Source organism: Sulfitobacter sp. HI0027 (assembly GCF_001634775.1).
GTDB lineage: Bacteria > Pseudomonadota > Alphaproteobacteria > Rhodobacterales > Rhodobacteraceae > Sulfitobacter.
Window position 1 is genome coordinate 1 of record NZ_LWER01000409.1, and the last position, 691, is coordinate 691.

At 60.6% G+C, this 691-nt stretch carries 2 protein-coding genes; both read right to left on the reverse strand.

What is annotated here, in order from left to right:
- Positions 1–240 (reverse strand): IS66 family insertion sequence element accessory protein TnpB (gene tnpB, locus A3722_RS18605; protein ID WP_201722074.1); only part of this gene is annotated, 240 nt, incomplete at its 3' end.
- A 7-nt stretch (positions 241–247) separates the two neighbouring features.
- Positions 248–691 (reverse strand): integrase core domain-containing protein (locus A3722_RS18610; protein WP_150120556.1); only part of this gene is annotated, 444 nt, incomplete at its 5' end.

Below are 691 nucleotides of genomic sequence, written 5' to 3' on the forward strand. Positions count from 1 at the left end.
ATTGCGCCAGTCGATGCCCTCCAGAAGATAGCCTAACTGCGCCGCCGATATCTGCACCGCTTCGCCCGACCGGCTCACGGGCCAGATGAACTTGCCTGCCTCCAGGCGCTTTAGATAAAGCGACATGCCCACGCCATCATGCCACAGGATCTTGACGAGGTCGCCCTTACGACCTCGGAAGCAAAATATCTCACCCGCATGGGGATCGCGGCCGAGCCCTTCTTGCACCTGACCTGCCACGGAACTCTCATCCAGCTGTGACTTGAGCCCGATTGATGTTTACGCCGATTGGCGCAGGTTGAGCAATCGCCCGACACGCGGAGCTTTCATCTCGCGTATCGGGGCGGGCGATTGCGGTGGTCAGGGTCCGCGCGTAGTCGGCCGGGGTCTGGTAATTCAAGGCCGAATGCGGGCGTTCGGTGTTGTAGTCGGTGGCCCATGCGGGGATCACGACGCGGGCATGTGCCAGGTTGCGGAACATGGTCTCGTTAAGTAGCTCGTCGCGCATCCGCCCGTTAAAGCTTTCGACGAAGCCGTTCTGCATGGGCTTGCCCGGCGCGATGTAGTGCCATTCGATCCGATGCTCGGAACACCAGCGCAGGATCGCGTTACTGGTTAGTTCGGTCCCATTATCGCTGACAATCATGCCAGGCTTTCCGCGCCGCTCGATCAATGCCGTCAGCTCGCGTGC